Source organism: Thioalkalivibrio sp. ALJ3 (genome assembly GCF_000377205.1).
Taxonomy (GTDB): Bacteria; Pseudomonadota; Gammaproteobacteria; order Ectothiorhodospirales; family Ectothiorhodospiraceae; genus Thioalkalivibrio.
The window spans coordinates 337553-359984 of record NZ_KB897907.1 but is presented as its reverse complement, the minus strand read 5'-3'; the positions used below and the strand labels follow the sequence as shown (position 1 = coordinate 359984).

Here is a 22432-nt window from a genome sequence, read left to right as displayed (position 1 = left end):
CGCTGTAGATGGCGAAAGAGTTGAATGAGGCGCCGCAGGCCCGGGCGCTGGAAGATCTGCTAACCCCTCTGGATGCCGCGCTGCAGACGCGCGGTGCCGCCGTGCTGGTGGCCGAGCCAGGCGCCGGCAAGACCACCGGCGTGCCGCTGCATCTGATGCAGGCAGCCGGCGCGCGCGGCCGCGTCGTGGTGTTGCAGCCCCGGCGACTGGCGGCGCGCATGGCGGCGACCTACATGGCCGGGCAGCTGGGTGAACCGGCCGGGCAGACGGTCGGCTACCGCGTGCGCGACGAGCAGAAGGTTTCCGAGCGCACCCGGGTGGAGCTGGTCACCGATGGGCTGTTCCTGCGCCGCATCCAGGGTGACCCGCTGCTGGAAGGGGTCGGCACCGTGGTCTTCGACGAATTCCATCTGCGCCGGCCCGAGGCCGAACTGGCGCTGGCCTTTGCGTTGCAGGTGCGTCGGCTGCTGCGCCCGGAGCTGCGCATCGTGGTGATGTCGGCGACCCTCGACGACGAGGCCGTGGCCAGGCTGCTGGCCGGCCCGGAGGCGGACGCCGTGCCGGTGCTGCGAGCGCGCGGGCGGCAGTTTCCGGTCGAGGTCCGTTACGCCCCAACGGCGAAGGATGCCCCGCTGGCTGACGGCGTGGCGCAGGCGGTGCGGGAGGCGCTGGCGGCGGAGATGGGCTCGGTTCTGGTCTTTCTGCCCGGCGAGCGCGAGATCCGCGAGGTGGCAGCGCGCCTGTGCAACGGGGTGGGCGAAGGGGTGGACACACCCGCCGGCCCCGCGCGCATTTCGCCGCTGTTCGGGCGGCTGTCGGCACAGGAGCAGGCCCGGGCCGTGCGCCCGGCGCCCACGGGCGAGCGCAAGGTGGTGCTGGCGACCGACATCGCCGAGACCAGCCTGACCATCGAGGGCGTGCGCGTGGTGATCGACGCGGGGCTCTCCCGCGAGCCGCGCTTCGATGCCGCGACCGGGCTCTCGCGGCTGGTGACGCTGCCGGCCTCGAAGGCCGCCGCCGAGCAGCGGGCCGGGCGTGCCGGGCGCACCGAACCGGGGGTGGCCATCCGCCTGTGGTCGCGGGCCGACGAGGTCGCGCGCCCGGATTACGCGACGCCGGGGATGCAGCAGGTGGACCTGCTGCCGTTGGCCCTGGAACTGGCCGGCTGGGGCGAGGCGGTGGCCGAGCTCGACTGGCTGGAGCCGCCGCCCGCTCAGGGGCTGGCCTCCGCGCAGGCGGTACTGGCCGAACTGGGTGCGGTGGATGCCGATGGGCGGATGACCGGGCACGGGCGGGCCCTGCTGCGGCTGCCGACCCACCCGCGGTTGGCGCACATGCTGTTGCGGGGCCGGGAGCGGGGGCTTGCGCGCCTGGCCTGCGAACTGGCGGTGGCGGTGGAAGAACCGGGCGTGGCCGGGCCGGAGGCCCCGCTGGAGCTGGGCACGCGCCTGGAGCGCGCTCGGCACTCGGGTGGCCGGGTCTGGCAATCCGGGTTGCGGCGTCTGGAGCAGGCGCTGGCACGATTCGGGGATCGCCCCGCTGGCACTGATGCGGTGCTGGATGAAGGCACCGCGCTGGGCGTGCTGGCGGCGCTGGCCTGGCCGGAGCGCATCGCGCGCCGCCGTGGCGAGGCGGCCGGGCGCTTCGTGATGGGGAATGGTCGTGGCGCGTGGCTGCCGGAGCGCGAGCGTCTGGCGCATGCCGACTACCTGGTGGCGGTGGACTGCACGGACGCCGACCGCGAGGCCCGCATCCGCTGTGCGGTGGTGCTGAATCTGGCGGCACTGGAGCAGGAGGCCTCGGAGCTCTTTCACCGCGAGACGCGCTGCGACTGGGTGGAGGACGGTCCACGGCTGGAGAACGCGCGGATCCGGCGGATCGGCACGCTGGTGGTGGAGCGGCAGATGGTCGCGCTGGACGACCCCGCCGCCACCATCCCGCGCTGGTGCGAGCGGCTGCGCCGCGAGGGCCTTGCGCTGCTGCCATGGGATGACGCGGCGACCCAGCTGCGCGCCCGCATCCAGTTGCTGCACGAGACCCTGCCCGCGGCCGGTTTTCCGGATCTGCGCGACGCCGCGTTGCTGATGACCTTGGAGGACTGGCTGGGGCCGTATCTGGCCGGCATAACGCGGCGCCGGGATCTGGAGCGGCTGGATCTGGCGGCGATCCTGCGCGCGCGGCTGGACTGGGACCACCAGCAGCAATTGGAACGGGAGGCGCCGGCGCGGATCCAGGTCCCCTCCGGCTCCGCCCACCGCATCGATTACACGCAGGACCCGCCGGTGCTGGCGGTCAAGCTGCAGGAGCTGTTCGGCCTGGGCGAGACACCCCGGGTGGCGGGCGGTCGCGTGGCGCTGGTGCTGCACCTGCTGTCGCCGGCGCGGCGCCCGGTGCAGGTCACGCAGGATCTCGCGAGCTTCTGGGAGAACGGCTATCCGGAGGTGCGCCGCGAGCTGAAGGGGCGCTATCCGAAACACCCCTGGCCGGAGGATCCGTGGAATGCCCCAGCCACGCGGCATACCAAGCGGCGCGGGTAGGTAGGCGCGGTCCTGGCGGGCGTTCGATGCGGCGGGTCGCATTCTCGGGTAGTGTCGCGTTCAGAGTTGACCCGGGTCGAGTGCGAGGAAACGAACCACGATGCTGAAGTTCCTGACCGTTGTCCTGATCCTGCTGTTCATATGGTGGCGGGTATCGCGCTGGCTGGAGGTACGGCGCCGGCGGGCACGCGGGGAGGACGTCTCCTACGAGGTGAGGGTGAAGGGCTTTCGCCCGATTACCATCCTCAGCATCGTGTTCCTGATTCTCTATGGGGGCTACGTGATCTGGTTCGCCCTGACGGAGTGGGCCGAGTTGTTCTAGTCAGCAGCTTCGGTCTTGATATCAGTCTGGAACGGTCAGTCGCGAGGCAATGTGCGAGGGTGCAAAGCCTTCCCGTGCGCGCAGGTAGGCCGCCAGACGCGCCGCGAAGTCGGAGGGGACCGACGCGGACACCGCTTCTATGTTGCGCAGCGCATCCCAGCGTTGGGCGAGGCGCGGAAATGCCCCGGGTTCCCAGGGATTGTCGATGTCATCGATCAGGCTGTAGCGCAGCAGGATCGGTGCGAGAGTGGCGTCGATCAGGGTGAACTCGTGCCCTGCGAGTAGTGGATCGACCGCCAGTTCCCGCTCCAGCCGCTCTAGTCCGCGCGACGCTGCATGGCGTTCCATCTCGAAGGTGCCTTCGTTCGCCGCCGTCATCCAGCGATACTGGGTCATGGTTTGCTCCCCCAGATATTCGATCCAGGCGCGCGTGCGGGCCTGGTGCAGCGGTGTGTCCGGCATTAGCGGGGGCTGGGTGATGGCATCGACGTATTCGTTGATCACCGCCGACTCGAACAGCACGGTGTCGTGATCGACTTTAAGGATCGGCACCTTGCCGAGCGGGGACTGCTCGCGAAACCAGTCCGGTGGATCCGCGAGATCGATATAGGTCACTTCGAACGGGGCCTGCTTGTATTTCAGCGTGATCACGCTACGCTGAACGAAAGGACAAAGGTCAAAGCTGATCAGGTGCAGATGCGGGAGTTTCATGACGTATCGAAGCCCCATGCGGGGCCCCATCCTCTGATGGTGGAAAGCCGCGCATTGTCCATGCCCGTGACCCGGCGGGAAAGTCCAGTGTCTCCAGTGCGAGGGTTCCTTGGCCGGGGCTGAGGCACGCGCAGCGCCCGCCGACGGGCTGCGCATCGACAAGTGGCTTTGGGCCGCGCGCTTTTTCAAGACCCGCGCGATGGCGACCGAGGCCGTCAGTGGTGGCAAGGTCCATGTGAACGGCGAGCGCTGCAAGCCGGCGCGCCGGGTGCACCCGGGCGATCGCCTGACGATTCATCGTGGCCAGCAGACCTGGGAGATCGACGTGCGGGCGCTGAATGACCAGCGTCGGCCCGCGACCGAGGCGCGCGAGCTGTATGCCGAGACACCCGAGAGCGAGGCCCGGCGCGAGGCCGAGTCCGAACGCCGGCGCGCGGAACGGGCGGTGGCCGACAGCGCCCCCAGTCGCCGCCCGGACAAGCGCCAGCGCCGCCAGATCCGGCGTTTCATCCGCCAGGACGGTCAGGACGAATGAGTGGCCCACCGCAAACTCCCTTGCTGGCCGCGGATGTGGTGATCCATCACCCGGCCCATCCTGGCTGCGTGCTGGTGATCGAGCGCCGCAACCCGCCCCATGGCTGGGCCCTCCCCGGAGGCTTCGTGGATGTCGGCGAGTCGGTCGAGCGGGCCGCTGTGCGCGAGGCCCTGGAGGAAACCGGTCTGGAGGTCACGCTGGAGGCCTTGCTGGGCGTCTATTCCGACCCCGCGCGGGATCCGCGCGGGCACACCGTCAGCGCCGTATTCGTGGCGCGCGGCGCGGGCGAGGCCCGTGCGGCCGATGACGCCGCGGACTGTGCCTGGCTGGATCCCGACGATCAGGGCCAGCCTCTGGCCTTTGACCACCGGCGCATCCTTGATGACTATCTGCGCTATCGCCTGACCGGAGAGACCGCGCCGCTACGCCTGCAGTCGCCGAGGGCAGGGAGATGATATCCGCCCGTCTGGTCCTATACCGAACCGGCTTGCTGTTACCATACTGCGCTTTCGTTCACGGAACCCGAACCGAGTGACCCAGGCCGATCCTGCAACCCCGTCTGCCGCGATCCCCGAGCCGCGCGTGTATTCACGCGAGGAGCACGGCATTTCGCGCGCCGCGATCGACGACAACGCCCTGAAGGTGCTCTATCGCCTGCGCGATGCGGGCTATCGCGCCTGTCTGGTGGGCGGGGGTGTGCGTGACCTGCTGTTGGGGCGCGAGCCCAAGGACTTCGATGTGGCCACCGATGCCACGCCGGATCAGGTACGCGGGTTGTTCCGCAACTGCCGCCTGATCGGGCGCCGTTTTCGCCTCGCCCATGTCCTGTTCGGCCGCGAGGTGATTGAGGTCGCCACCTTCCGTGCGCCGCACGACGAGGACGACGACAGCGACGGGCAGGTGGCGCTGAGCGACGAAGGTCGCATCCTGCGCGATAACCGCTACGGCACGATCGAGCAGGATGCGGTGCGGCGGGACTTCAGCGTGAACGCGCTGTACTACGACATCGACGATTTCTCGGTGCTCGATTACACCGGCGGGGTTGAAGACCTGCGCGAGGGCGTACTGCGACTGATCGGAGATGATGTCGAGACGCGGCTGCGCGAGGACCCGGTGCGCATGCTGCGCGCCGTGCGCTTCTCCGCGAAGCTGGGGCTGCGCATCGCGCCCGAGGTCGAGGCCGGGATCCATGAACTCGCGAGCCTGATGCAGACGGTGGCGCCGGCGCGGCTTTTCGACGAGGTGATCAAGCTGTTCCACAGCGGTGCGGCGGTCACCTGTCTGGACGAGCTGGAGCGCTTCGGTTTGTTCGCGCCGATGTTCCCGGAGGCGGCCGAGTGCTTTGCCGACCCGGATCGGGGTGCCGAGCGGCGGCAGTTCCTGGTCGAGTCGCTGCTCAATACTGACAAGCGCATCAACGAGGAGCTCGGGGTCAACCCGGCGTTTCTCTACGCCGCTATCCTGTGGGCCCCGGTGCAGGTGGCGGCGGCCCGGCGCATCGAGGAAGACGAGCAGGAGATCCCGGCCTGGCAGCAGGCGATGGCCGAGGTGCTGGATCGCCAGGTCAAGACGGTCTCGATCCCCAAGCGCTTCAGCCTGATCGTGCGCGAAATATGGGAGCTGCAGGCGCGACTGGAACGGGCGCGCGGCGGCCGCGCGCTGCGCCTGCTGACGCATCCGCGTTTCCGTGCGGGTTACGATTTCCTCTGCCTGCGCGCCCGCGCGGGCGATGCCGACCCGGAACTGTGCCGTTGGTGGACCGAGTTCCAGGAAAAGGACGAGGGCGAACAGAAAAAGATGGCCGGGGGCGGCGGCAAGGCTAAGGGGCGTGCCCGCCGTGGTGGTCGTCGTCGCAAGCGCCGACGCAAGGGCGATGGCGAGTCCGGCGGATCGAATGATGGGGGTGACGCGGCATGACCGATGCCGGCTTGCAGGTATTCGTGGGCATCGGCGCCAACCTTGGCGACCCCGAGGCCCAGGTGCGCGAGGCCTTCCGGCGCCTGGCCGGTGATGTGCCACAAACGCGGCTGACGGGGCAGTCGCGGTTGTACCGCAATCCGCCGATGGGTCCGCAGGACCAGCCGGATTACGTGAATGCCGTGGCCCGGCTGCACACCCGGCTCGAACCCCTGGATCTGCTGCATGCGTTGCAGGCGATCGAGGCCGACTGTGGCCGCGAGCGCGATGGCACACGCTGGGGCCCGCGCCTGCTCGATCTGGACATCCTGCTGTTCGGCGATCAGGTGCTGGATTTGCCTGGTCTGCATGTACCCCATCCGGGCCTGACCGAGCGCGATTTCGTGGTCCTGCCGCTGGCCGAGTTGGCTCCGGACCTGAAGATTCCGGGCGAGGGCTCGGTAGATCGGCTCGCCAGCCGCTTCGATGGCGCTTCGCTTGTCGCGCTGGAAGACCCAGACATTGCCCGTGCCGGGGGGCAATGGTGAGTCTGACCGATTTTGACTTTGTTGCCGTGGAAGGGCCGATCGGGGTGGGCAAGTCGAGCCTTGCGCGTCTGCTGTCGGAGCATTTGCGCGCCGAGGGGATCTTCGAGGCGCCGGACGAGAACCCGTTCCTCGAGCGCTTCTACCAGGAGCCGGACAAGCATGCCCTGGCCACGCAGCTGCATTTTCTGGTTCAGCGTGTCCGGCAGCTGACGCCGGTCAGTCAGAAGGGTCTGTTCGAGCAGCGCCACGTGGCCGACTATGTGATGGACAAGGATCCGCTGTTTGCCGAGCTCAACCTGCACCCCGACGAGCTGGAGATCTATCGCGAGATGTTCCGGCATCTTCGAGAAGGATTGCCGCGGCCGGATCTGGTGATCTACCTGCAGGCGCCCGTGGAGGTCCTGATGGATCGCATTCGCCAGCGCGCGCGACCGTACGAACGTCACATCGAGGCGCATTACCTGGAGCGCCTGAACGCGGCTTATGCGGAATTCTTCTATCATTTCGAAGGGGCGGCGCTGGTGATTGTGAACGCCACCGAGATCGACTGGGTGAACAACCCGGCCGATTTTGAACAGCTGGTGCAATTCCTGGAGCCGATCCAGGGTGGCCGACACTATTTCAATCCGCTGCCAATTACGCTCTGACGTGTGGCAGATCGACCCCGCCCGGGAGGCAGACTGATGCGGCCGATCACGGTCAACACGCTGGCCAGGCGCAAGCAGGCCGGCGAACCGATTACCTGTCTGACGGCGTATGACGCATCCTTTGCCGCGCTGCTGGATCGCTGTGGCGTGGACGTCATCCTGGTCGGGGATTCCCTGGGCATGGTGGTGCAGGGGCATCCGACCACACTGCCGGTGACGATCGACGACATGTGCTATCACGTCGCCAGTGTCGCGCGGGTGGCCCATAACGCAATGATCATGGCGGATCTGCCGTTTCTTGGAGACGCCGATGCCCCGACCGCGCTGCAGCAGTCCGGGGCCCTGCTGCGTGCCGGCGCGCACATGGTCAAGGTCGAGTGTGGCCTGGCCGAGCTGCCGATCGTCGAGCGGCTGGTGGCCGCTGGTATTCCTGTATGCGCACATCTGGGGCTGACACCACAAGCCGTGCATCGCATGGGAGGCTTCCGTGTGCAGGGCCGCGACCCGCACGCGGCTGCCGAGATGGAATCTCTGGCGGCGCGACTGGAGGCGGCCGGGGCCCAGGGGTTGCTGCTGGAAAGCGTCCCGGAGGAGCTGGCGGATGCGATCGTGCGCGCGACGGATATACCGGTCATCGGAATCGGGGCGAGTCCGCAGTGCGATGGTCAGGTGCTGGTGATCCAGGATGTGATTGGCCTGACCCCCGAGCCGCCGCGCTTCGCCCGCGACTTCCTGGCCGAGGGCGGCTCGCTGGAGGGCGCCGTGCGCGCTTATTGTGAAGCGGTGCGCTCGCGCGCGTTCCCCGAATCTGGTGTGCATACCTATCGTTAAACTGTCCATGAGGACCCCGGCCCGAGGGATATCCGGCCCATGAGAATCCTGCGTGACCGGCCCCAGCTGGTGGCCATGCATCGAGAGTGGGCCCGCAAGGGCCGCGGAACCATTGCCCTGGTCCCCACCATGGGCCACCTTCATGAGGGGCACATGACGCTGATCCGGCATGCGCGGGCCCGTGCGCAGCGCGTGGTGGTGTCGATCTTCGTCAATCCGATGCAGTTCGACCGTGCCGAGGACCTGGAGCGCTATCCGCGCACCCTGGAGGAAGATTCGCGTCTGCTGACCGAGGCCGGTGTGGACGCGGTGTTTTGTCCATCGGAAGAGGACATGTACCCGAACGACGGCATGCCTCCTGTACGGGTGGTCGTGCCGCAGTTGTCGGAGATACTGGAAGGAGCCTTTCGTCCCGGGCATTTCGATGGTGTGGCCACGGTAGTGACCAAGCTCTTCAATCTGGTGCGGCCCGATCTCGCGTTGTTCGGCGAGAAGGACTACCAGCAGTTCAAACTGGTCGAGCGCATGGTGCAGGGGCTGGATATCCCGGTGCGCGTCGAGGCGATCCCGACGGTACGCGAGAAGGACGGCCTGGCCTGCAGCTCGCGCAATGACCAGCTGCCCGAGGAGGCGCGCGCGATTGCGCCGGAGCTCAAGCGCGTGCTGGACGAGGTGGCCACGGTTTGCCGCGGGGCGACGGTATTCGATGCCGAACGCATACCCGAAGTCGAGGGGCGTGCCTGCGACCGGCTGCGCGAGGTCGGGTTCGATCCCGAGTACCTGTCCATTCGGCGTGCGGAGGACCTGGCCGAGCCGGAGAACGGCGTGCCGCTGGCTAACCAGGATCTGGTCGTGCTGGCCGCCGCGTGGCTGGCGGAAGTCCGCCTGATCGACAGCGTGCGCACCCGTCCGGCGGGCTGATCCGCGCCTTCGCCGGAGCGGGGCATTTGCCGCGCCCGGCTCAATTGCGGATAATTTTCCGCCCCCAGAGGTTATCGCCGGGAAATTCGCCGATGCACGTCACCATGCTCAAGGGCAAGCTGCACAAGGCCCAGGTCACTCATTGTGAGCTGGAGTACGAGGGCTCGTGCGCCATCGATACGCGGCTGCTGGATGCCGCCGGTATCCTGCCGTTCGAGCAGATCCAGATCTACAACGTGGACAACGGCGAGCGCTTTACCACCTACGCGATCGAGGGCGAGCCGGGCTCCGGCATCGTCTCGGTCAATGGCGCGGCTGCGCACAAAGCGGCAGTGGGCCATCGCGTGATCATCTGCGCCTATGCGCAGATGGAGGCCGCCGAGGCCCGCGAATTTACCCCGAATCTCGTGTATCTCGACGACCGCAACGCGATCGTGCGTACTGGTCACGGCATCCCGGTGCAGGCCGCCTGAGGAAACGCTGATTGATCTGCGTTTTCGTGTGGCACAGGGGTGTCCCGCCGGGATTGGCCACCGTAGGTGGTTGATCCCGGAGCAAGCTGCAAACCCCTTTGCCCGTGCAAGGGCATCAAGAACGTTGCAGCGCAGCGTGCCCTGAGAAAGCCAGGATGGCTCTATTCAGCGCTGCCATAAGCACACGCCCTCGCATTCGCCCCTGCAGTTGTCGGGCCCCACAGTTGTCGGGCAACGGCCTCGCCGCTATCCTCCACACCCATGAATCTCCACGAATTTCAGGCCAAGGCGCGCTTTCGCGACGCCGGCATCCCCGTTCCCGACGGACAGGTGATCACCCACACGGATGAATTCCCCGTTGCCTGGCAGGCGCTGGGCGCCGAGCGTGTGCTGGTCAAGGCTCAGGTGCATTCCGGTGGGCGCGGCAAGGCCGGCGGTGTGGTGATGGCGGATTCCCCCGATACTGCACGCGAGGCGGTGGAAAAGCTGCTGGGTTCGCGCCTGGTCACCGGGCAGAGCGGCCCCGAAGGCCTGCCGGTGGATCAGCTCCTGCTGGAGCCGGCCGCGGACATCGCCCGCGAGTTCTACTTTGCACTGCTGGTGGATCGGACCCGCGAGCGCCTGGCGCTGGTGGTCTCCGCCGAGGGGGGTATGGATATCGAGACTCTGGCCGCCGAACGGCCCGAGGCCGTGGTCACCCTGCCGATCCACCCGGCCACGGGCGTGATGCCGTTTCACGGTCGGCGCGTGGCCTTTGCCCTTGGGCTCTCGGGCGAGCCGGCGAAGGCGATGGCCCAGCTGGTGAACAACGCCCATGCCCTGTTCCAGCAGGTGGATGCGCAGCTGCTGGAGATCAACCCGCTGGTGCTGACCGCTGACGACCAGTTGCTGGCCATCGACGCCAAGCTGACCGTGGACGACTCTGCCGCCTACCGCCAGAAGGCGCTGATGGCCGAACGTGACGCGCGCCAGCGCGACCCGGCCGAGGAAGAGGCGCACGAGCACGACCTCAACTACATCCGTCTGGACGGCTCCATCGGCTGTATGGTGAACGGCGCGGGCCTGGCGATGGCCACGATGGACCTGATCAAGCACCACGGCGGCGAGCCGGCCAACTTCCTGGATGTCGGCGGCGGCACGACGGTGGAGCGGGTCACGGCCGCGTTCAAGCTGATCCTGTCGGATACCTCGGTCAAGGCGGTTCTGGTGAACATCTTCGGCGGCATCGTGCGCTGCGACCTGATCGCCGAGGGCATCATCGCCGCGATCCGCGAGGTGCAGGTCCAGATTCCGGTGGTGGTGCGGCTGGAAGGCACCAACGCGGAGCAGGGCCGCGAGGCGCTGGCCAGCTCCGGTCTGGACGTGATCCCGGCCGCGGACCTCGACCGCGCGGCGCGCACGGTGGTGGAGGCCGTGGCATGAGTATCCTCGTCGACCGCGATACGAAGGTGATCTGCCAGGGCTTTACCGGCAAGCAGGGCAGCTTCCACTCCGAGCAGGCGATCGCCTACGGCACCCGTCTGGTCGGGGGTGTGACGCCCGGCAAGGGCGGACAGACGCATCTCGACCGTCCGGTGTTCGATACCGTCGTCGATGCGGTGGCGCAGACCGGCGCGACCGTCAGCATGATCTATGTCCCGGCCCCGTTCGCGGCCGATGCGATCTGCGAGGCGGCGGATGCCGGCATCGAGCTGGCCGTGTGCATCACCGAAGGCATCCCGGTGCAGGACATGATCCGCGTGAAGCAAGTGCTGGCCGGCAGCCCGACCCGCCTGATCGGCCCGAACTGCCCCGGCATCATCACCCCGGATGCCTGCAAGGTCGGCATCATGCCCGGCTATATCCACCAGCGAGGGCGCATCGGCATCATCTCGCGCTCCGGCACCCTGACTTACGAGGCGGTCAAGCAGACCTCGGACCGGGGGCTGGGCCAGAGCACCTGCATCGGCATCGGCGGCGACCCGATCCAGGGGCTCGACTTCGTCGACTGCCTGCGGCTGTTCCGCGACGACCCGGAGACCGACGGCGTGCTGCTGGTCGGCGAGATCGGCGGCGATGCCGAGGAACGCGCCGCGCGCTATATCGAGCATGAATTCGACAAGCCGGTGGCGGCCTATATCGCGGGCGCTACCGCGCCGCCCGGACGTCGCATGGGCCATGCCGGGGCGATCATCGCCGGCGGCCAGGGCACGGCCGAACAGAAGATGGCAGCCCTGCGCGCGGCGGGTGCGAGCGTGGCCGAGAGCCCGGCCGAACTCGGCCAGGCCATGCAGTCCGCGCTCGATCGCGCCTGACACGCCGCGATGGCGTCTGCCGATAACCTGCCGCTGGCCCTGGCCCAGATCAACCCGATCGTGGGCGGGCTGGATACGAACCGCCACCTGATCGAGGACGCGATCGAACAGGCCCGCGCCGCCGGTGCGCGCGCAGTGGTCTTCCCCGAACTCGCCCTGACCGGCTACCCCCCGGAGGACCTGCTGCTGCGCCCGGCCTTCCTGCGCGCGGTGGAGCAGTCCCTGGCCGCGATTACGCGCTCGGTAGCGGGCATCGACGTGATCCTCGGCGCGCCCGTCACCACCGAGCAGGGTCTGGTGAACGCCGCGCTGTGGCTGCGCGATGGCCGCGAGATCGCGCGCTATGCCAAGCAGGTCCTGCCCAACTATTCGGTGTTTGACGAACAGCGCTATTTCGTCGCGGGCGAGCAGGCCTGCGTGGTCGAGCTGGCGGGTTGGCGGATCGGCCTGACCGTCTGCGAGGACATCTGGCAACCGGCGCCAGCGGCCGCCGCGCAGGCGGCCGGCGCCGAACTGATCCTGAACCTGAATGCCTCCCCCTATCATCGCGGCAAGGCCGAGGAGCGCCTGCAGGTGGTGGGGGCGCGTGTGGCCCAGACCGGCTGCCCGGTGGTCTACGTGAACCAGGTGGGCGGGCAGGACGAGCTGGTGTTCGACGGCCGCTCCTTCGTGCACGACGCCGCGCATGGGGCGCGCGCGGTGCTGCCGGCCTGGGCGACCGGGTATGCCCTGGTGGAGGCCCGGCGTGGAACATCGGGCATCGAGTTGTACCCGCGGCCCGAGACCATGCACTTGTCCGCCTGCGGCATCCGCCCGACGCTGACCGACCCCGGCCCGGAGCCGGACGAGGCGGATGCCCGCGACCTCTACCAGGCCCTGATGATCGGCATCCGTGACTACGTCTCCAAAAACGGATTTCCCGGTGTGTTGCTGGGCCTGTCCGGCGGCATCGACTCGGGGCTGACGGCCGCGTTGGCGGTGGATGCGCTGGGTCCGGCCGCGGTGACCGCGGTGATGATGCCGTATCGCTATACCGCGTCGATGAGTATCGAGGACGCCGAGGCACAGGCCCGGTTGCTGGGTATTGAGTACCACGAGATCGCGATCGAACCGATGGTGCAGGACTTCCTCGGCGGGCTGTCATCGGCGTTCGTCGACATGCCCGCCCACGCGGGGGATGTGACCGAGGAGAACCTGCAGTCGCGTGCCCGCGGGGTGCTGCTGATGGCGCTGTCGAACCGCAGTGGCAGGCTGCTGTTGGCGACCGGTAACAAGTCCGAGATGTCCGTGGGCTACTCCACGCTGTACGGCGACATGAACGGTGGTTTCGCACCGCTCAAAGACGTCTCGAAGCAGTGGGTTTACCGCCTGGCGCGCTGGCGCAACACGCGCAGCGCGGCGATCCCCGAGCGCGTGATCGAGCGCCCGCCCAGCGCCGAACTGGCGCCCGACCAGAAGGATGCCGACTCGCTGCCCCCCTACGAGGTGCTGGATGCGGTGCTGGAGGCGTTCGTCGAACAGGAGCGCTCGGTGGAGGAAATCGTGGCCGATGGCTTTGACCGGGCCATCGTGGAGCGTATCGCGCGGCTGGTGTTTCTGGCCGAGTACAAGCGCCGCCAGGCCCCGCCTGGCGTGCGCGTCAGCCGACGGGCCTTCGGGCGCGACCGTCGTTATCCGATCACCTCCGGTTACCGCCCGGGTTGATCGCCGTCGGTATCGCCTGCGCGCTATGACGGGAAGATGAATCAGCCTGCCATGACGGCTCCGCGGTGGCGGTTTGGTACACTTTCGGGCACAAGACGAGCGCCCGCGCGGCGGGCACAACCAAAGGGATTCGCATGAAGAAGATCGAGGCGATCATCAAGCCGTTCAAGCTGGAGGATGTCCGCGAGGCCCTGACGGAGATGGGTATTGCCGGCATGACCGCGACCGAGGTCCAGGGCTTTGGTCGGCAGAAGGGCCACACCGAGCTCTACCGGGGTGCGGAATACGTGGTCGACTTTCTGCCCAAGGTGAAGCTGGAGTTGGTCGTGGATGACGACCGAGTGGACCCTTGCATCGACGCGATCGTGAAGGCCTCGCGCACCGGCAAGATCGGGGACGGCAAGATCTTTGTCTCCGACATGACCCGCGTGGTGCGTATCCGTACCGGTGAAGAGGGCAGCGAGGCGCTGTAAACCTCGGGCCTTGCCCCGTCATTGCGAGGAGCGCAGGGACGCAGCAATCGGCCGGGTTGAACCGCGCGCCGGCCCCGGCCGCTGCGGGTTCAGGAAACCGTTTGCCGCCCCGCAATGACGGTCTGGTCGCGTGCCGGGGAGTACGGATGCTCCCCGGTCAGTTCGTGAAGAAGGGCAGGCGGTCGAACACGCGCCACAGGCCTCCGCGCGGCTCGCGTATTTCGATGGGTTCGCCGGCCCGCACGGCTGCGGCCGCGTCCGGGTAGTTCAGCTCCAGGACCATCATTGTCGCGTCGGCGTAGTCCTCGAGCCCCAGTTCGCTATAGGCGCGCCACAGTACGCCCAGGGCCTGCGGCTGGACCTCGGCACCGGGGTAGGTGGCCAGCAGGTGACGCGCGCGTTCGGCGCCCGCGACCCAGGCGGTGCGCTCCATGTAGAACTCGGCCACGCGCAGTTCGTAGGCGGCCAGTGCGTTGCGGATGTAGACCATCCGCAGGTAGGAGTCCTGCGCGTAGCGGCTGTCCGGGAACTCGCGGATCAGGCGGTCGAAATCCTGGAAGGACTGCTCGAAGGGCTCCGGATCCATCTCCGCCGGGTCACGCGGGAACAGATTGGTAAGAAAGCCCTGATGGCGGTTGAAGTTGATCAGCCCGCGCAGGTAGTACGCATAATCCAGGTTCGGGTGGCGCGGATTGAGCTGGATGAAGCGGTCCACCGCGGCGATGGCGGCTTCCGGTTCGCGCGCCTTGTAGTAGGCGTACGGGATCTCGATCTGCGCCTGCTGGGCATAGCGGCCGAACGGGTAGCGCGCCTCGAGCTTTTCGTAGTATTCAACGGCCTGATCGTAGTTCCCTTCGTTCAGGGCGTTCTTCGCCTCGCCGTAGAGCTGACTGGCGGACCAGCCCAGTGTCGGGTCCTCGCGCCCGGCGCAACCGGCAATCAAAAGTGCCAGGAGCAGGATGGCGGTCAGGCGCAGCAGGTTCGGGGCAGAAATCACGATGGGGCCTCGCAGATGAAGCGGTGTTCGCGGATTCTACAACATCATGCCGTGCCTGGCCGTCCGCGGGTGCGGGAAAATCGAGACGAGTATCGCCAATGAACGAACCGCGATCTGCGGAACTCCCCGAGGAAGAGGCCGGCCAGCGGCTGGATGCCGCGCTGGCGCGGCTGTTCCCGGAGTATTCGCGCAGCCAGCTGACCCAGTGGCTGAAGGAAGGGGCCCTGACCGTGAACGGTGGCCAGCCAAAACCGCGCACGCCGGTGCAGGGCGGCGAGCATGTCGTGCTGGAGCCCCCGGGGGCCCCGGTCCTGGAGGCGGAACCCGAGCCCATTGCGCTGGATGTCGTCCATGAGGACCCCGCCGTACTGGTGATCAACAAGCCGGCCGGGCTGGTCGTGCACCCGGCGGCGGGGCATCGGGCCGGCACCCTGGTGAATGCCCTGTTGCACCGTGACCCGAACCTCTCGCAGCTGCCGCGCGCCGGGGTGGTGCACCGGCTGGACAAGGACACTACCGGGCTGATGGTGGTTGCGCGTACGCCGCAGGCGCAGACCGCGCTGGTGCGCCAGTTGCAGGAACGTACGGTGCACCGCGAGTACCGGGCACTGGTGCAGGGCCGCGTGATCAGCGGTGCCACCATCGAAGAGCCGATCGGCCGCCATCCGGTGGATCGCAAGCGTCAGGCGGTCACGGGCGGCGGCAAGCCGGCGGTGACCCACTACCGGGTGGCGGAGCGCTTCCCGGCTCATACCCTGCTGAACGTGCGTTTGGAGACCGGGCGTACCCACCAGATCCGCGTGCACATGGCGCATATCCGCCACCCGATCGTGGGTGATCCCGCCTATGGGGGGCGACCGCGTCCGGTGCGCGGCATGGGCGAGGCGGCGAAGGGGGCGCTCGCGGCCTTTCGCCGCCAGGCCCTGCATGCGGCGCGGCTGGAATTCGAGCATCCTGACAGTGGCGAAGTGCTCGCCTTCGAGGTCCCCGTGCCCGAGGATTTCGAGGCGCTGCTCGTCGCCCTGCGTACCGACCGGGAGGCCCAGAATGACCGCTGAACTGATCCCCATGTTGGCGCCGGACTTCGGCGACCTCCCGTCGGGTGTCTGGGCGGTACAGAGCACGCGGGAGGGGGGCGTGAGCACGGGCCCCTGGTACTCGCTGAACCTCGCCCTGCATACCGGCGATAACCCCGAACATGTCGCCGAGAACCGCTACCGCCTGGAACACAGCCTGGGGATCGCGGAGCCCGTCGCCTGGCCGCGGCAGGTCCACGGCACGCGCGTCATCCGGGCCGAGGACCTGCTGGAGGCGTGGGAGCAGGACGAGGTGCTCGAGGCCGATGCGGTATTCACCGACGTCCCTGGTGTGGTCTGTGCCGTGCAGACGGCGGACTGCCTGCCCGTCGTACTGGCGACCGACGATGGCGAGGCGGTGGCCGTGGCCCATGCCGGCTGGCGCGGGCTGGCCGACGGGGTGCTCGAGGCGGCCGTCGAGGCCTTGCGCATCACGCGCCCCGAGGCGGAGATCCGCGCCTGGATGGGGGCGGCGATCGGGCCGGAGGCCTTCGAGGTCGGGCCGGAGGTGCGCGATACCTTCCTCGATCACGATGTCGAGGCCGCGCCCGCCTTCCGTCCCGGCCCCAAAGGGCATTTCCACGCGGACATCTACGCGTTGGCCCGGCACCGGCTGGAGCGGGTCGATGTCGTACATGTGGCGGGCGGCGGGCGCTGCACCTATTCGGAGGCCGGGCGGTTCTACTCCTACCGCCGGGACGGCGAGACCGGACGCATGGGCACGCTGGCCTGGATCGGGCATCTGGACGAGGAATGACGGCGCGCCACCTGTTCTAAATTCGGTGTTTAGGGAAACACTGATTAATGTACGCGCTCGCGTTGGCACCCCAGGTTTTCCGAGACAAGGCGCGGTGCGCAGCCGGTAGTGGTTCTACCGGCAAGGGCCGCAACGCAGGATCGGGGAACCTGGGGTGCCAACCCCGAAGGGGCTCGGCCGCCCGTTGTTGATCAAAAACGGGCGTGGGAACGGCATTGCGGCTCCCTTGTGCAGAATGACTGCACGGCAGTCACCGCGCATTGTTCGCACGCAAAACCGACTCGAGCGCGAGCGTGTACATTGATCAGTGTTTCCCTAACCTTGAAGCGCCGGGCATTGCCCCCATGGTTCGTGTCAGTTCATACAGATTTGACCGAGGGGTTTCCCAATGCGAATGGATCGCCTGACCACCAAGTTCCAGTCCGCGATCGCCGATGCGCAGTCACTTGCCGTTGGCCGCGACCACCAGTTCATCGAACCATCCCACCTGCTGCTGGCCTTGCTGGACCAGGATGGCGGCACCGTGCGCCACGTGCTCGACCGCGCGGGCGTGAACGTGCGCCAGCTGCGCTCGGCGCTTGGAGAGGCGCTGGACCGCATGCCGAAGGTCGAAGGCGCGGCCGGCGAGGTCCATGTCTCCAATGACCTGGGCCGGCTGCTGAACGTCTGCGACAAGCTGGCCCAGCAGAACAAGGACCAGTACATCTCCAGCGAGCTGTTCCTGCTCGCCGCCGTCGACGAGAAGGGCGGCGTGGGCGAGATGCTGCGCCATGCCGGCGCCAACAAGGACGCACTGGACAAGGCTATCCACGACATCCGCGGTGGCAACCAGGTGGACAACCCGGACGCCGAGGAGAGCCGCCAGGCGCTGGAGAAATACACCACCGACCTGACCGAGCGCGCCGAGCAGGGCAAGCTGGATCCGGTGATCGGGCGTGACGAGGAGATCCGCCGCTCGATCCAGGTGCTGCAGCGTCGCACCAAGAACAACCCGGTGCTGATCGGCGAGCCGGGGGTCGGCAAGACCGCGATCGTCGAGGGCCTGGCGCAGCGCATTATCAATGGCGAGGTGCCCGAGGGGCTCAAGGACAAGCGCGTGCTGGCGCTGGACCTGGGCGCGCTGCTGGCCGGGGCCAAGTACCGCGGCGACTTCGAGGAACGGCTGAAGTCCGTGCTCAAGGAGCTCTCGCAGGAAGAAGGTCGCGTGATCCTGTTCATCGACGAGATCCATACGCTGGTGGGCGCCGGCAAAGCCGAGGGCGCGATGGACGCGGGCAACATGCTCAAGCCGGCGCTGGCACGCGGCGAACTGCACTGCATCGGCGCGACCACGCTGGATGAATACCGCCAGAACATCGAAAAGGACGCCGCACTGGAGCGCCGCTTCCAGAAGGTCCTGGTCGACGAGCCCACGCAGGAGGACACCATCGCCATCCTGCGCGGGCTGAAGGAGCGCTACGAGGTTCATCACGGGATCGAGATCACCGACCCGGCGATTGTTGCCGCCGCGCAGCTCTCGCAGCGCTACATCACCGACCGCCAGCTGCCGGACAAGGCGATCGACCTGATCGACGAGGCAGCCAGCCGCATCAAGATGGAGATCGACTCCAAGCCGGAATCCATGGATCGCCTGGAACGCCGCCTGATCCAGCTGAAGATCGAGCGCGAGGCACTGAAGAAGGAATCCGACGATGCCTCGAAGAAGCGCCTCGACACGCTGGAGGACGAGATCAAGCGCCTGGAACGCGAGTACTCCGATCTGGAGGAGGTGTGGAAGTCCGAGAAGGCCTCGGTCTCCGGCGCCGCGCAACTGAAGGAAGAACTGGAGCGTGCCCGTATGGAGCTGGAAACGGCCCGCCGTGCCGGGGATCTTTCGCGCATGTCGGAGCTGCAGTACGGTCGGATCCCGGACCTGGAAAAGTCCCTGGCCATGGCCCACGAAATGGAGAGCCAGGAGACCAAACTGTTGCGCACCAAGGTGACCGACGAAGAGGTCGCCGAGGTCGTCTCGCGCTGGACCGGCATCCCGGTCTCCAAGATGCTGGAGGGCGAGAAGGACAAGCTGCTGCGCATGGAAGAGGCGATTGGCGTCCGCGTGGTCGGTCAGTCCGAGGCGGTCAATGCCGTGGCCAATGCCATTCGTCGCTCGCGGGCAGGCCTGTCCGACCCGAATCGTCCGAACGGTTCGTTCCTGTTCCTCGGCCCGACCGGCGTGGGCAAGACCGAGCTGACCAAGGCGCTGGCCGGGTTCCTGTTCGACACCGAAGAGGCGATGGTGCGCATCGACATGTCCGAGTTCATGGAGAAGCACTCCGTGGCGCGGCTGATCGGGGCGCCCCCGGGCTACGTCGGCTACGAGGAGGGCGGCTACCTGACCGAGGCCGTGCGCCGCAAGCCGTACTCCGTGATCCTGCTCGACGAGGTCGAGAAGGCGCACCCGGATGTGTTCAATGTGCTGCTGCAGGTGCTGGATGACGGGCGCCTGACCGACGGGCACGGCCGCACCGTGGACTTCCGCAACACGGTGATCGTGATGACCTCCAACCTGGGTTCGCAGCAGATCCAGGAGATGGCCGGCGAGGAGAACTACGGCGCGATGAAGGCTGCGGTGATGGAGATCGTCGGGCAGCACTTCCGCCCCGAATTCATCAACCGTGTCGACGACGTGGTGGTGTTCCATCCGCTGGAGCGCGAACAGATCCGCGCGATCGCCGACATCCAGCTGCAGTACCTGCGCAAGCGTCTGGAAGAGCGCGACCTCGGACTGACCATCACCGACGCGGCGCTGGATCACCTGGGCGCCGCGGGCTTCGACCCGGTCTACGGGGCGCGTCCGCTCAAGCGGGCGATCCAGACCCAGCTCGAGAATCCGCTGGCCCAGTCGCTTCTGGCCGGCGAGTTCGGCCCGGGCGATACCATCGAGGTGGACATGGCCGGCGGGCATCTGGCGTTTACCCGCGCCGCGGCGGCCGCCTGATCCGGCCCGCTCTCCTGCACACGACCGGCAAGGCCCGCCTCGCGCGGGCCTTTTTGTGGGCGTCCGGTCGCTGCCATACAAGGCAAATGAGGCGGTCCGAAGAGCGCGCCGCTATCCTGTGAGTGACATGGAGACGGGGAGGGGCGGCTCCTGGGTATTAAGCGGGCCGGTGGGGAAGGCGGGCATGGACAGAGCGAGGATTGCCGCATTGGTGCTGGTGGCTTGGTTGCTGGCGGGTTGCGGGTTGTGGGACGCGCGCGGGCAGATCCAGATGATGGACCAGGCTTGCACGATTGCCGGGACGGTGGTGGCGGATGACGAGGTCCCGGGGCCGTACATGATTGCGGTGTTCCGAGTGCCGGTGGAAGAGGGCGCCGTGCCGGAACCGGTGGACCACGTGGTGAGTGCTGGCGGTGGCCATTGGTTTTTCGGGCTGGCACCGGGGCGCTACAAGGTTCTGGCCTTTGCCGATCCCGAGCGCGACGGGCGGCACGAGGTGGGTGCCCCGGTGTATCTGGCGAACGAAGGTGACGTGCTGGAGTGTCTAGCAGGTACTCGCGCTGGCGATCTGGAGATCCGGGTCGAGGGTGACGTGGTCGCGGCGCATGCGATCGCGTTGTCTCCCGAGCGCGAGCGTGGCCTGGATGGCAGTCCCGTCAGTGTTGGCGGTATCACGGTGTTTGGGGAGGTGACCACGCTGGACGATCCGCGATTCGACGCGAATGTGGCCCGCGGGAGCCAGTGGCGGCCGCTGGACTTCATGCTGGACGGTTATGCCGGGATCTATTTCCTGGAGCCCTACGATCCGGACCGGGTCCCGGTGCTGTTCGTGCATGGCATGAACGGTTCGCCGCGGGGATTCGCCGAACTGATTGACCATCTTGATCGCGAGCGCTATCAGCCCTGGCTGTACTACTACCCGTCGGGACTGCCTCTGCAGACCGTTGCCACGCATCTGGTACAAACCCTGGAGGAGCTGGAGCTGCGCCACGATGTAGAGTCCATGCCGGTTGTTGCGCACAGCATGGGCGGTCTGGTGGCCAAGGGTTTGTTGCACGAGCGCGAGCGTCGCGCGGCCCCGGCGCAGATCCCGCACATGATCGCGCTGTCCACCCCCTGGCGCGGTCACGCCGCCGCGCAGTCCGGAGTGGATCGCTCGCCGGTGGTGATCCCGGTCTGGCGCGACATGGCGCCCGGTAGCGAGTACCAGCGGCGATTGTTCGAGTCCGAATTGTCGGGGGAGACCGAGTTGCACCTGCTGTTCAGTTTTCGCCGTCCGGATGGCGGGGGGCGAACAGGGACGGACGGTGTGGTCCCCCTCTCGACCATGCTGTATCCACCCGTGCAGCGGATCGCAAGCAGCGTCTATGGTGTGGAAACCACCCATGCGGGAATCCTGACGGACCCGCTGGCGCTCGAACGGGTGCAGATGCTGCTCAAGCGAGGCCTCTGAAAGGGGGGCAGGGCGGGGCATCTTCGCGACGCATGCAGTGGTTTTGGCGTAGGCTGACAGGCATGCCGCAAATCGCGTCACCGCATTTTCCGGGAGGTTGCAATGCAGCTGTTCGAGTGTGAAGGCTGCGGTAGTGTCATTTACTTCGACAACACCTACTGCAATGGCTGTGGGCGGCGGCTGGGCTTTCTGCCCGACCGTCTGGAGCTGTCTGCGCTGGAAATGGCCGGGGATGCGCTGGATGCCTCCGGCGCGCCGATCCCGGGCGGGTTGTGGCAGGTCGCGGGGGATGCGGATGGGCCGATCTATCGCCAGTGCCGCCACTATGCGGTGGATGCGGTCTGCAACTGGATGGTGCGCCACGATGACCCGGAAACGTACTGCCGCGCCTGCCGGTTGAACCGCACCATCCCCGATCTGACGGTGCCCGGAAATGCACGCCTGTGGGAGCGGCTGGAGACGGAGAAACGGCGCCTGGTGTACAGCCTGCTGCGTCTGGGGCTTCCGGTTGTCTCCAAGGAGACGGATTCCGCTGGCCTGGCATTCAACTTTCTGGCCGATCCGAACCCGGATTTCCACGAGGGCGGCGGCGTGGTGACCGGGCATGCGAATGGCGTGATTACGCTGAACATCGCGGAGGCGGATCCGGCCGTGCGCGAGAGCATGCGCGAGGCGATGGCCGAGCCCTATCGCACGATCCTCGGGCACTTTCGCCATGAATCGGCGCATTACTACTGGGATCGCCTGATCCGCGACACGCGCTGGCACGAGCCCTTTCGCGAATGCTTTGGGGATGAGCGGGCCGATTATGATGCGGCTTTGCGCCAGCACTATGAGCAGGGGCCGCCGAATAATTGGCAAGACCACTTTGTATCGGCCTATGCCAGCTCCCATCCCTGGGAGGACTGGGCCGAGACCTGGGCGCACTACCTGCATATCGTGGATGCGCTGGACACGGCCGCCGCCTATGGCATGGATGTCGCGCCCAGCGTCGGCGCCGCCGCGCGGCTGGGTCCTCAGGGCGGACAGTCGGATTTCAACGCCTATGCGACCGACGATCCGGACGCGCTGGTCGCGCACTGGCTACCCCTGGCGGCGGCCCTGAACAGCCTGAACCGCAGCATGGGGCATGCCCATGTCTATCCGTTTGTATTGACCCCGGAGGCGATCGCGAAGCTGCGTTTTGTGCACCGGGTCATTCAGGATTTCCGCACGGGCAATCGTTCCGCCGGCGAGCGGGAACTGTTGCATGCCCATCGCGTCTGACGGCCCAGCACTTC

At 67.4% G+C, this 22432-nt stretch carries 21 protein-coding genes; 19 read left to right on the top strand and 2 right to left on the bottom strand.

The genetic code is table 11. From position 1 onward, the window contains the following. Positions 1-8: 8 nt before the first annotated feature. Both hrpB and C935_RS0108260 read left to right on the top strand, forming a co-directional pair. Positions 9-2537, top strand: coding sequence for an ATP-dependent helicase HrpB (gene hrpB, locus C935_RS0108265; protein ID WP_018862040.1), 2529 nt, complete (start codon positions 9-11; stop codon positions 2535-2537). Between the two features lie 100 nt (positions 2538-2637). Beyond that, complete coding sequence (locus C935_RS0108260) at positions 2638-2859, top strand: hypothetical protein (RefSeq protein ID WP_018862039.1); 222 nt, start codon at positions 2638-2640, stop codon at positions 2857-2859. A gap of 21 nt (positions 2860-2880) precedes the next feature. On the opposite strand, the gene C935_RS0108255 is transcribed toward C935_RS0108260, so the two are convergent. Then, positions 2881-3570, bottom strand: a complete 690-nt coding sequence (locus C935_RS0108255; protein WP_018862038.1) for a glutathione S-transferase family protein — start codon at positions 3568-3570, stop codon at positions 2881-2883. Between the two features lie 109 nt (positions 3571-3679). On the opposite strand from C935_RS0108255, the gene C935_RS0108250 reads away from it, so the two are divergent. The 12 genes from C935_RS0108250 to C935_RS0108195 all read left to right on the top strand — a co-directional run bounded on the left by C935_RS0108250 (position 3680) and on the right by C935_RS0108195 (position 13892). Next, on the top strand, positions 3680-4105 hold the full coding sequence (locus C935_RS0108250; protein ID WP_018862037.1) for an RNA-binding S4 domain-containing protein: 426 nt from the start codon (positions 3680-3682) through the stop codon (positions 4103-4105). Positions 4106-4125: 20 nt separating this feature from the next. Beyond that, entirely contained in the window at positions 4126-4560 is a 435-nt protein-coding gene (locus C935_RS0108245; RefSeq protein ID WP_018862036.1) for an NUDIX hydrolase, read from the top strand. A gap of 76 nt (positions 4561-4636) precedes the next feature. Continuing rightward, positions 4637-6022: a polynucleotide adenylyltransferase PcnB gene (gene pcnB / locus C935_RS0108240; protein ID WP_018862035.1), complete on the top strand. Its 1386-nt coding sequence runs from the start codon at positions 4637-4639 to the stop codon at positions 6020-6022. After that, entirely contained in the window at positions 6019-6549 is a 531-nt protein-coding gene (gene folK, locus C935_RS0108235) for a 2-amino-4-hydroxy-6-hydroxymethyldihydropteridine diphosphokinase (protein ID WP_018862034.1), read from the top strand. The genes pcnB and folK overlap by 4 nt, the downstream gene beginning before the upstream one ends. After that, complete coding sequence (locus tag C935_RS0108230; RefSeq protein WP_026278731.1) at positions 6546-7196, top strand: deoxynucleoside kinase; 651 nt, start codon at positions 6546-6548, stop codon at positions 7194-7196. The genes folK and C935_RS0108230 overlap by 4 nt, the downstream gene beginning before the upstream one ends. A gap of 36 nt (positions 7197-7232) precedes the next feature. Further along, the gene (gene panB / locus C935_RS0108225; RefSeq protein ID WP_018862032.1) at positions 7233-8027 is read left to right on the top strand and encodes a 3-methyl-2-oxobutanoate hydroxymethyltransferase; all 795 of its coding nucleotides are present in this window, start codon (positions 7233-7235) and stop codon (positions 8025-8027) included. Between the two features lie 39 nt (positions 8028-8066). Beyond that, the gene (gene panC, locus C935_RS0108220) at positions 8067-8948 is read left to right on the top strand and encodes a pantoate--beta-alanine ligase (RefSeq protein WP_018862031.1); all 882 of its coding nucleotides are present in this window, start codon (positions 8067-8069) and stop codon (positions 8946-8948) included. A 92-nt stretch (positions 8949-9040) separates the two neighbouring features. Next, positions 9041-9421: an aspartate 1-decarboxylase gene (gene panD, locus C935_RS0108215; RefSeq protein WP_018862030.1), complete on the top strand. Its 381-nt coding sequence runs from the start codon at positions 9041-9043 to the stop codon at positions 9419-9421. A 261-nt stretch (positions 9422-9682) separates the two neighbouring features. Further along, entirely contained in the window at positions 9683-10843 is a 1161-nt protein-coding gene (sucC, locus tag C935_RS0108210) for an ADP-forming succinate--CoA ligase subunit beta (protein WP_018862029.1), read from the top strand. Further along, positions 10840-11715 carry a succinate--CoA ligase subunit alpha gene (gene sucD / locus C935_RS0108205; RefSeq protein ID WP_018862028.1) on the top strand — a complete coding sequence of 292 codons (876 nt, stop codon included), beginning with the start codon at positions 10840-10842 and terminating at the stop codon, positions 11713-11715. Before sucC ends, sucD begins: the two co-directional genes overlap by 4 nt. A gap of 9 nt (positions 11716-11724) precedes the next feature. Continuing rightward, positions 11725-13419: an NAD+ synthase gene (locus C935_RS0108200; RefSeq protein ID WP_018862027.1), complete on the top strand. Its 1695-nt coding sequence runs from the start codon at positions 11725-11727 to the stop codon at positions 13417-13419. Positions 13420-13553: 134 nt separating this feature from the next. Continuing rightward, complete coding sequence (locus C935_RS0108195; protein WP_018862026.1) at positions 13554-13892, top strand: P-II family nitrogen regulator; 339 nt, start codon at positions 13554-13556, stop codon at positions 13890-13892. Positions 13893-14049: 157 nt separating this feature from the next. On the opposite strand, the gene C935_RS0108190 is transcribed toward C935_RS0108195, so the two are convergent. Further along, positions 14050-14889, bottom strand: coding sequence for an outer membrane protein assembly factor BamD (locus tag C935_RS0108190; protein ID WP_018862025.1), 840 nt, complete (start codon positions 14887-14889; stop codon positions 14050-14052). Between the two features lie 98 nt (positions 14890-14987). Between C935_RS0108190 and rluD the strand changes: the two genes are divergently transcribed. From rluD to C935_RS0108165, 5 genes are all read left to right on the top strand, one after another. Further along, positions 14988-15947 carry a 23S rRNA pseudouridine(1911/1915/1917) synthase RluD gene (gene rluD, locus C935_RS0108185; protein ID WP_018862024.1) on the top strand — a complete coding sequence of 320 codons (960 nt, stop codon included), beginning with the start codon at positions 14988-14990 and terminating at the stop codon, positions 15945-15947. Continuing rightward, entirely contained in the window at positions 15937-16722 is a 786-nt protein-coding gene (gene pgeF / locus C935_RS0108180; RefSeq protein ID WP_018862023.1) for a peptidoglycan editing factor PgeF, read from the top strand. Before rluD ends, pgeF begins: the two co-directional genes overlap by 11 nt. Before the next feature lie 394 nt (positions 16723-17116). Next, positions 17117-19699, top strand: a complete 2583-nt coding sequence (clpB, locus tag C935_RS0108175; RefSeq protein WP_018862022.1) for an ATP-dependent chaperone ClpB — start codon at positions 17117-17119, stop codon at positions 19697-19699. 184 nt (positions 19700-19883) lie between these two features. Continuing rightward, positions 19884-21152: a triacylglycerol lipase gene (locus C935_RS0108170; RefSeq protein ID WP_026278730.1), complete on the top strand. Its 1269-nt coding sequence runs from the start codon at positions 19884-19886 to the stop codon at positions 21150-21152. 102 nt (positions 21153-21254) lie between these two features. Continuing rightward, positions 21255-22418, top strand: coding sequence for a putative zinc-binding metallopeptidase (locus C935_RS0108165; protein ID WP_018862020.1), 1164 nt, complete (start codon positions 21255-21257; stop codon positions 22416-22418). Positions 22419-22432: the final 14 nt, after the last annotated feature.

Excerpts from the sequence above, each read along its gene's own strand:
- sucC (WP_018862029.1), top strand. The coding sequence starts at position 9,683 with ATGAATCTCCACGAATTTCAGGCCAAGGCGCGCTTTCGCGACGCCGGC.
- sucD (WP_018862028.1), top strand. The coding sequence starts at position 10,840 with ATGAGTATCCTCGTCGACCGCGATACGAAGGTGATCTGCCAGGGCTTT.
- C935_RS0108165 (WP_018862020.1), top strand. The coding sequence starts at position 21,255 with ATGCAGCTGTTCGAGTGTGAAGGCTGCGGTAGTGTCATTTACTTCGAC.
- rluD (WP_018862024.1), top strand. The coding sequence starts at position 14,988 with ATGAACGAACCGCGATCTGCGGAACTCCCCGAGGAAGAGGCCGGCCAG.
- C935_RS0108255 (WP_018862038.1), bottom strand. The coding sequence starts at position 3,570 with ATGAAACTCCCGCATCTGCACCTGATCAGCTTTGACCTTTGTCCTTTC.
- folK (WP_018862034.1), top strand. The coding sequence starts at position 6,019 with ATGACCGATGCCGGCTTGCAGGTATTCGTGGGCATCGGCGCCAACCTT.
- panD (WP_018862030.1), top strand. The coding sequence starts at position 9,041 with ATGCACGTCACCATGCTCAAGGGCAAGCTGCACAAGGCCCAGGTCACT.
- C935_RS0108260 (WP_018862039.1), top strand. The coding sequence starts at position 2,638 with ATGCTGAAGTTCCTGACCGTTGTCCTGATCCTGCTGTTCATATGGTGG.
- hrpB (WP_018862040.1), top strand. The coding sequence starts at position 9 with ATGGCGAAAGAGTTGAATGAGGCGCCGCAGGCCCGGGCGCTGGAAGAT.
- C935_RS0108200 (WP_018862027.1), top strand. The coding sequence starts at position 11,725 with ATGGCGTCTGCCGATAACCTGCCGCTGGCCCTGGCCCAGATCAACCCG.
- pgeF (WP_018862023.1), top strand. The coding sequence starts at position 15,937 with ATGACCGCTGAACTGATCCCCATGTTGGCGCCGGACTTCGGCGACCTC.
- C935_RS0108170 (WP_026278730.1), top strand. The coding sequence starts at position 19,884 with ATGGACAGAGCGAGGATTGCCGCATTGGTGCTGGTGGCTTGGTTGCTG.
- C935_RS0108195 (WP_018862026.1), top strand. The coding sequence starts at position 13,554 with ATGAAGAAGATCGAGGCGATCATCAAGCCGTTCAAGCTGGAGGATGTC.
- clpB (WP_018862022.1), top strand. The coding sequence starts at position 17,117 with ATGGATCGCCTGACCACCAAGTTCCAGTCCGCGATCGCCGATGCGCAG.
- panC (WP_018862031.1), top strand. The coding sequence starts at position 8,067 with ATGAGAATCCTGCGTGACCGGCCCCAGCTGGTGGCCATGCATCGAGAG.
- panB (WP_018862032.1), top strand. The coding sequence starts at position 7,233 with ATGCGGCCGATCACGGTCAACACGCTGGCCAGGCGCAAGCAGGCCGGC.